This window comes from Sulfitobacter sp. HI0129 (assembly GCF_001635395.1).
GTDB lineage: Bacteria > Pseudomonadota > Alphaproteobacteria > Rhodobacterales > Rhodobacteraceae > Sulfitobacter.
On the sequence record NZ_LWGH01000037.1, the window covers coordinates 1 to 343 of the forward strand.

General features: G+C 63.6%; 1 protein-coding gene. It reads left to right on the top strand.

The window, feature by feature from the left end; all coding sequences use genetic code 11:
• Nucleotides 1–18 precede the first annotated feature (18 nt).
• Nucleotides 19–343 (top strand): GTP-binding protein (locus tag A3764_RS00430; RefSeq protein WP_201722374.1); only part of this gene is annotated, 325 nt, incomplete at its 3' end.

Sequence of the window (343 nt, forward strand, 5' to 3'; positions counted from 1 at the left end):
ATGCAAAGGGCGCCCACCATGGCAAAGGCAAAGTTTGAACGTAACAAGCCGCACGTAAACATCGGCACGATCGGTCACGTTGACCACGGCAAGACGACGCTGACGGCGGCGATCACGAAGTACTTCGGCGACTTCCGCGCCTACGACCAGATCGACGGCGCGCCCGAAGAGAAGGCCCGCGGCATCACGATCTCCACCGCGCACGTGGAATACGAGACCGAAGCACGCCACTACGCGCATGTGGACTGCCCCGGCCACGCCGACTACGTGAAGAACATGATCACCGGTGCGGCGCAGATGGACGGCGCGATCCTGGTGGTGAACGCGGCCGACGGCCCGATGC